Source organism: Phenylobacterium sp. (assembly GCF_030693805.1).
Classification (GTDB): domain Bacteria; phylum Pseudomonadota; class Alphaproteobacteria; order Caulobacterales; family Caulobacteraceae; genus Phenylobacterium.
The window spans coordinates 1-6744 of the sequence record NZ_JAUXZW010000175.1 but is presented as its reverse complement, the minus strand read 5'-3'; the positions used below and the strand labels follow the sequence as shown (position 1 = coordinate 6744).

7 protein-coding genes, 1 tRNA gene and 1 pseudogene are annotated in these 6744 nt (G+C 66.1%); 5 read left to right on the top strand and 4 right to left on the bottom strand.

Features of this window, described 5'->3' with window-relative positions:
- The 4 genes and pseudogenes from Q8M88_RS07310 to Q8M88_RS07295 all read left to right on the top strand — a co-directional run.
- Positions 1-493 (top strand): annotated as a pseudogene (locus Q8M88_RS07310) (phosphonate-binding protein); the annotation flags it as partial.
- Entirely contained in the window at positions 490-777 is a 288-nt protein-coding gene (locus Q8M88_RS07305) for an RNA-binding S4 domain-containing protein (RefSeq protein ID WP_305595881.1), read from the top strand. The pseudogene Q8M88_RS07310 and the gene Q8M88_RS07305, both read left to right, overlap by 4 nt.
- A 96-nt stretch (positions 778-873) precedes the next feature.
- Complete coding sequence (gene fdxA / locus Q8M88_RS07300) at positions 874-1215, top strand: ferredoxin FdxA (protein ID WP_305595879.1); 342 nt, start codon at positions 874-876, stop codon at positions 1213-1215.
- Positions 1216-1486: 271 nt separating this feature from the next.
- Positions 1487-1996, top strand: coding sequence for a CarD family transcriptional regulator (locus Q8M88_RS07295; RefSeq protein WP_305595877.1), 510 nt, complete (start codon positions 1487-1489; stop codon positions 1994-1996).
- A gap of 76 nt (positions 1997-2072) precedes the next feature.
- On the opposite strand, the gene Q8M88_RS07290 is transcribed toward Q8M88_RS07295, so the two are convergent.
- From Q8M88_RS07290 to Q8M88_RS07280, 3 genes are all read right to left on the bottom strand, one after another.
- Positions 2073-2432 (bottom strand): response regulator, encoded by a 360-nt coding sequence (locus tag Q8M88_RS07290; RefSeq protein ID WP_305595875.1) that lies wholly within the window; start codon positions 2430-2432, stop codon positions 2073-2075.
- The gene (locus Q8M88_RS07285; protein ID WP_305595873.1) at positions 2432-3580 is read right to left on the bottom strand and encodes a sensor histidine kinase; all 1149 of its coding nucleotides are present in this window, start codon (positions 3578-3580) and stop codon (positions 2432-2434) included. The genes Q8M88_RS07290 and Q8M88_RS07285 overlap by 1 nt, the downstream gene beginning before the upstream one ends.
- Positions 3581-3679: 99 nt before the next feature.
- Positions 3680-4972 carry a dicarboxylate/amino acid:cation symporter gene (locus Q8M88_RS07280; RefSeq protein WP_305595883.1) on the bottom strand — a complete coding sequence of 431 codons (1293 nt, stop codon included), beginning with the start codon at positions 4970-4972 and terminating at the stop codon, positions 3680-3682.
- Positions 4973-5127: 155 nt separating this feature from the next.
- Here Q8M88_RS07280 and Q8M88_RS07275 point away from each other — a divergent pair, with 155 nt between their 5' ends.
- Complete coding sequence (locus tag Q8M88_RS07275) at positions 5128-5880, top strand: bifunctional 2-polyprenyl-6-hydroxyphenol methylase/3-demethylubiquinol 3-O-methyltransferase UbiG (protein WP_305595871.1); 753 nt, start codon at positions 5128-5130, stop codon at positions 5878-5880.
- Positions 5881-5905: 25 nt separating this feature from the next.
- On the opposite strand, the gene Q8M88_RS07270 is transcribed toward Q8M88_RS07275, so the two are convergent.
- A tRNA-Arg gene (locus Q8M88_RS07270) sits at positions 5906-5982 on the bottom strand.
- Positions 5983-6744: the final 762 nt, after the last annotated feature.

Genomic DNA, 6744 nt, shown 5'->3' with positions numbered 1-6744 from the left:
GTTGAAGCCCGAGGCCTTGGCGCTGACCCGCGCCTTCGCAGGCCGCGTGGTTCCGGGCTGGAACCCGCCGCTCGCCGGGCCGAGCGCTCTGCCCGCCGGCGTGCCGGGGTCTGCGCTCGGCGCGCACGGCCTTCGGGCTGTCGGCGGACACGCCGTGCCGGTCGAAAGCCTCGAGCGGCTGGACGAACTGCTCCGGGCCGCGCCACGGCAAGGACAAGGCGCCCTGCTATCCGACCAGGCGCGTGAGGAACTCGGCTGGACCGAGGCCGAGACCCTGGCGATCCTGCGCTCGCTGGGCTTTTCGCCGATCGCCAGGCCCGTCGTCGGACAGCCGACAGCCTGGCGTCGACGCAACGACGCTCGGCCCCCAACCCCCGCCAGCGCGCCGACGGACTCGCCATTCGCGGCGCTGGCGGCGCTTCGGCAGGTTGCCGCGCCCCTCGCCGCGCGCCGACGACGGCGTAAGCCCAAACCGAAGGCGCGCGAGGCGTGATCGAGGACGCCAGCGGCTGCCGGGTGGATGTCTGGCTCTGGCGCGCACGGTTCTTCAAGACCCGCACGCTGGCCGCCCATTTCGTCGATGAAAGCCGGGTCAGGTTGACGCGCAGCGGCCAGGAAACCCGCCTGGACAAGCCGTCGCGCACGGTGAAGGTCGGCGACAACCTAGTGTTCGCGGTCGGCGGGAAGCTGACGGCGGTGCGCGTCGAGGCCCTGGGTGAGCGGCGCGGCCCGCCGGCCGAAGCTCGCGGCCTCTATTCGCCGTTGCAGATAACTTGAGGGCGGCGCGCGCCGTCGCGCATTGACAAGCCGGCCCCGCGCCGTGAAAAACCCCCGCCCCTCGTAGCGGCCAAGAATTCGGAGCCCAAACCTTCGATGACCTACATCGTCACCGATGCCTGCATAAAATGTAAGTTCATGGATTGCGTGGAGGTGTGCCCGGTCGATTGCTTCTACGAGGGTGAGAACTTCCTCGCGATTAATCCCGACGAGTGCATCGACTGCGGCGTGTGCGAGCCCGAGTGTCCGGTGGACGCGATCAAGCCAGACACCGAAGACGATCCTGACGGCAAGTGGCTGCGCATCAATTCCGACTACGCCCGCGTCTGGCCGAATATCACGGTCAAGGGCGAGCCCCCGGCCGACGCCGAGCAGTACGAGCGTGAAACCGGCAAGCTTGAGAAGTACTTCAGCGAGAAGCCTGGCCGCGGCTCCTGACGCCGGGCGGCAACTCTTTCATTCGGCTTCATTTTATGCTATCGTCATCAAAGACGTTACGGCAGGTCAATTTGGCTCGCATGCGTCGCTCCTGGAAGTAGCGCCGTCCCCCGGCCGACGAACGCCCGTTAGGGTGAAGGGTGTCTTGGAGATTGCTCCATCTCAGAGGATTGGCGCCGCCGCACGCAAAAGCGGCCGGCGCTGTTTTGGTCTCTGAGTGTGCCCGTCACCGTCGCCGCGCAGGCCCGAACGAATGTTGAGAGGATTAGCAATGAGCAAGAACGGTCTTGATTTCGCGGTTGGCGATCACGTCGTCTATCCGGCCCACGGCGTGGGCAAGGTACAGGGGATCGAAACTCAGGAAGTCGCCGGCATCTCGCTCGAAGTCTACGTCATCACCTTTGATCATGAGAAAATGACCTTGCGCGTCCCCACGGCCAAGGCGCGCACCGCAGGCTTGCGCCCGCTCGCCGAAGGCAATGTGGTGAGCCAGGCGCTGACCACGCTGAAAGGCCGTGCGCGCGTCAAGCGCACCATGTGGAGCCGTCGCGCGCAGGAGTATGAGGCCAAGATCAACTCCGGCGACCTGATCTCCATCGCCGAAGTGGTGCGCGACCTGCACCGCGCCGAGAATCAGCCCGAGCAGTCCTACTCCGAGCGTCAGCTCTATGAGTCGGCGTTGGACCGCATGGCCCGCGAGGTCGCCGCCATCGAGCGGATCGATCGCGACGCGGCGATCGGCATCCTCAACAAGTCGCTGATCAAGGCCGTCGCGGCCTGATCGTCGATCGGAATACCGCCCAGGTTCAAGAGCCTGGGCGCATTTCCTCAATCCTGAACAGACGCCGTCGGCGCGCTTAGGCCCGCTCGGTGAACAGGTCTATGATCGGCGCCAGCTTGCCGATGTCGACCGGCTTGTGCAGCAGCGGCGCGCACTCGAAACGCACATCGCCTACCGCGCCGTAACCGGTGGCGAACGCGAAGGGCACCCGCCTGGCCGCCAAGGCCGCGGCGAGCGGGAAGACCAGCTCGCCGCCCAAATTCACATCGAGAACGGCGCCGTCCGGCGGGGTCTCCTGGCGTTCTAGCCAGATCAGCGCAGGGTTCAGCGACCCGAACGAGGCCACCACCTCGCAGCCCAGGTCGGTCAACAGGTCCTGCATCATGAGCGCCACCAGGCTCTCGTCCTCGACCAGAATCACGCGTGGAGATTTCATCAGGCGAGCGCGATCCTGGGCGACAGGGGGACGCGCAGGGTGAACCGCAGGCCCTCGGGCGCGAAATCGACAGCGCACTCGCCGTGCAGATCGCGCGCGAGACCGCCCTCGATCAAACGCATCCCGAAGCCTGCCCGGGTCGGCATGGAGACCGGCGGCCCGCCGGACTCGCGCCATTCCAGCAGCAGTTCGCGCTGCTCTTGCGCCATGTCGACGCTCCACATGATCTCAACGCGGCCGTCCTCGGTGGTCAGCGCCCCGTGCTTGGCGGCGTTGACCGCGAGTTCGTGCACCGTCATGTGCACGCTGACAGAGGTCTCCGGCGCCAATGTGATCGCCGGGCCTTGTAGCGAGATCCGCGCGCCGTCGATCTCGCCGAACGGCGACAGCGCCTGCTCCAGCACATCGTTCAGCCGCGCGCGGCCCCATTCCTGGCGCGTCAGAAGTTCGTGGGCGCGCGACAGCGCGCTCAGCCGGCCATTGAACGCCTCGACGAAGGTCGCCGGCGAGGCGGCCTTGCGCAGCGTCTGGTCGGCGATCGACTGCACGGCGGCCAGCGTGTTCTTGCAGCGGTGGTCCAGCTCCCGCAGCAGGAACTTGCGACGCTCCAGCGTCTCGGTCAGCGAGGCGTACATCTGGGCGTTCTCGAGCGCGCCGGCGGTGGCGCGCGCCATGATCTGCAGCTTGACCACCTCGTCCTGGGTCGGCTGGCGCTCGACGGACCAATAGGCGCCGATGGCCGCGATCGGATCGGCGGGCCGCACCGGCGTCATCACCAGGCTTTTGACGAAGGTCGGGCGGTAGGCGTCATGGGGAATGCGGTCGTCGGCGTAGATGTCCGGGATGATCGCGGTCTGCTTGTTCAGCATCGCCCATCCCGAGATGCAGGCGGTCATCGGAAACCGCAGACCCTTCCACAATGGCCCGATGGCGTCCTCGTCGAGGTACCAGCACTGGTCCACGTCGCGCAACACGAACGCCACGCCGTCCGCGCCGGTGATACGCCGCGCCGCCGATCGCACCACCGCGGCCACCTGGTCCACCGTGCGGGCGAGGGACAGCGCCTCGATCGTTTCGACCAGGGTGAACAGGGGATCGGCGCCAGCCGGCGCTTCGAAGTCTTCCACCACTGCGGCGGCTTGGACCATCGCAATCTCCAGGGTCGGCCTGTGACAGGCGACTCGTCAGGTTGAAACCGAGGCGTAACACAGATTCAATCCAAAGTTGTTAAGCCTCATTGAGCTTGATCAGTCGGCCGGAGAATTCGCTTCGGTCAAGACGGCGTGCGGGATCGCGTCGGGTCCGCGCGCCAGTTCGAGCGCCAGGGTCTCGCGGCTGAGGTCCCCTTCCCATCGCGCCACCACCAGCGTGGCGACGCCGTTTCCGACCAGGTTGGTCAGCGCCCGGCACTCCGACATGAAGCGGTCGACGCCGACCAGCAGAGCCAGCGCGGCGATCGGCAGATCCGGGATCACCGCCAGGGTCGCGGCGAGCGTGATGAAGCCGGCGCCGGTGACGCCGCTGGCTCCCTTCGAGGTCAGCATGGCGACGCCAAGCAGGGTGAGCTCCTGGAAAAGCGTCAGCGGCGTGTTGGTGGCCTGGGCGAGGAACAGGGTCGCCAGGGTCATGTAGATGTTGGTGCCGTCGAGATTGAAGCTGTAGCCGGTGGGGATCACCAGCCCGACGGTGGTCTTGCCCGCCCCCAGCCGCTGCAGCTTCTGCATCATCTGCGGCAGCACCGACTCCGACGACGAGGTGCCCAGCACGATCAGCAGTTCCTCGCGGATGTAGGCGATGAACTTGAAGATCGAGAAGCCGCTCACCGCGGCGATCGCGCCCAGCACCAGGACCACGAACAGGATCGACGTCGCATAGAAGGTGGCGATCAACGCGCCGAGGTTGATCAGCGACTCGACGCCGTACTTGCCGATGGTGAACGCCATGGCCCCGAACGCACCGATCGGCGCCAGCTTCACCACCACGCCGATGATGCCGAAGAACACCCGGCCGATGTCGTCGAGCACGTTCGCCACGCGGTCGCCGAACTCCCCCATCCGGGCGCAGGCGAAGCCGGTGAGCAGCGCCACCACCAGCACCTGCAGCAGCTGGCCCTCGGCGATGGCGCTGAAGAAGGTGTCGGGGATCAGGTGCAGCAGGAAGGCGACGAGGCCCTCCCCATGCGCCGCCTTCTCGACGTAGCCGGCGGCCACCGACGGGTCGAGCGTGGCGGGGTCGACGTTGAACCCCCTGCCCGGCTGCACCACCCGCCCGACGATCAGGCCCAGGACCAGGGCCAGCGTCGAGACGACTTCGAAATAGATCAGGGTTCGACCGCCCAGGCGGCCGAACGCCTTGATGTCGCTCATCCGCGCGACGCCGGCGGCGATGGTGCAGAAGATCACCGGGGCGACCGACAGCTTGATCAACTTGATGAAGGCATCGCCCAACGGCTTCAGAGCGGCGCCGATGTCCGGCCACAGCGCGCCGACCGCGACCCCCAGGGCGATGCCGATCAGCACCTGAACATAGAGCACCCGCAGGTGACGCAATGCGGCCATGCCGTTCCCCCGAACCCACGCCATGATCGCCGAGCCCGCCGCTGCGCGCAAAGCCTTTGGCGCAGCGCGCGGCCAGCGCTCTCGACAGGCTGCGCACGCCTCGTCGATAACGGAGACGACCACCGCAAGGGACCTCCATGGATCCGTCGACGCTCGGCTACATCAGCTATCGCTGGCACCGCATCAGCAATCCGTTCTCGATGGAGCAGCTTGAGCGGACGCTGGCCTATACGGACCTGGCGGCGGGCGATCGGGCGGCGGATCTCGGCTGCGGCAACGCCATCGTCTCGGTGTGGATGGCCGAGCGCTTCGGCCTGCATCTCAGCGCCGTGGAGCGGTTCGCGCCGGTGGCCGAGGTGGCGCGCGAGACCGCCGCAAAGCCCCGCAGCCAAGGCGTTGTCGAGATCGTCGAGGGCGCGGCCCAGGACTACCTCGCCGCCGCCGGCCAGCACCGGCTGGTCAGCATGATCGGGGCGATCGACGTCCTGCCCGGCGTGCGACGCCCTGTGGACGTGATGCTGGCGCTGATCCCGTCGATCGCGCCCGGCGGCTGGCTGCTTTGGGGCGACCCGTTCTGGCGACGCCCGCCCAGCGCCAAGCTCGCCACCGTGTTTTCCGAGGAGCGCTTCGACACCCTGGCCGGCTGGGTGGCGGCTGGCGAAGCCGCGGGCCTGGTCCCCCACCACGTGGCCGTCAGCCCCGACGCCGAGTGGGAGGAGTTCGTCTGGCGGATGAACGCCTCGCTGGAAGCCTGGGCCGAGGAACACACGCCGTCCGCCGACGCCGACGCGATCCGCCTGCGCGCCTCGATGCTGCGCACCCTCTACCTCGAGGAGGGCCGCGAGAGCATGGGGTTCGCCTTCTACCTGTTCCGCCGGCCGATCGCCTGAGGCCGGCCAAGCTGTGGAGAACCAATGGCGGCCCGGGAGGGACTCGAACCCCCGACCTTCGCTTTAGGAAAGCGCTGCTCTATCCTGCTGAGCTACCGGGCCATTCGCGCAAGGGCTTGTTCTAACTTCGGCTTTCGCTGCACGTCCAGACTGGGTGGGAGAAAAAGCGATGCTCTGTGCGCTAGATTGTGCGGCCACACCGATCGAGGTTGGGTGTGCGCCGGCCATATCAACCACGACTCGACACAAATTGGTTGGGCTCATAACGGCCGGAGGTCGGAATAATGGTCTGCGCCAAGACAATGAGTATCGAAACGCAAGTGCCAAATATTTGTAAAGGCATGTAGCCAGAAAATATTACATGCTCTTTAAATCTCCACCCTTCCATTGATCATATAGACGCATCAATACTGACATTGGAAAATATATATCGTTAAACACCTCTGGGTCAGTTCCGACATGTTTTGTGTCGCGGCCTCTCCACCAGCCGGCCCCAAAACGCATCGGCGCTTTCTCAAGGCGCCCGACGGTAAGCGGCGTTCCTGACAACGCAGCCGTCCCTGCGACGCCTGGCCCGATAGCGGACCTTGCAAGCTCCTATGGGTGGAAAGCGGACCCGACGCTCGGCATTTAGGCGGGCCATCGAGGCTGAGGCTGCCCATAATCGCCCCGATAATGAGGCGTCACCTTTGGACGAGGTGGAGCCTGCAATGCCACCCGATAACCTTGCGGTCTATGAGGCTGTTTGGAAAAGGCGTGAGCGGTGATTCCGCTTCATCGTGGTCTGTGATTCAAGCTCGGGATGTGGACCGAGCAGAGCCGTGGCCGGATGGCCAAGATCGCGAAGAAGACCAAGCGATATCC

Bases quoted from the DNA above. Each gene is read 5' to 3' on its own strand.
- Q8M88_RS07290 (WP_305595875.1), bottom strand. From the start codon at position 2,432: ATGAAATCTCCACGCGTGATTCTGGTCGAGGACGAGAGCCTGGTGGCG.
- Q8M88_RS07285 (WP_305595873.1), bottom strand. From the start codon at position 3,580: ATGGTCCAAGCCGCCGCAGTGGTGGAAGACTTCGAAGCGCCGGCTGGC.
- Q8M88_RS07295 (WP_305595877.1), top strand. From the start codon at position 1,487: ATGAGCAAGAACGGTCTTGATTTCGCGGTTGGCGATCACGTCGTCTAT.
- fdxA (WP_305595879.1), top strand. From the start codon at position 874: ATGACCTACATCGTCACCGATGCCTGCATAAAATGTAAGTTCATGGAT.
- Q8M88_RS07275 (WP_305595871.1), top strand. From the start codon at position 5,128: ATGGATCCGTCGACGCTCGGCTACATCAGCTATCGCTGGCACCGCATC.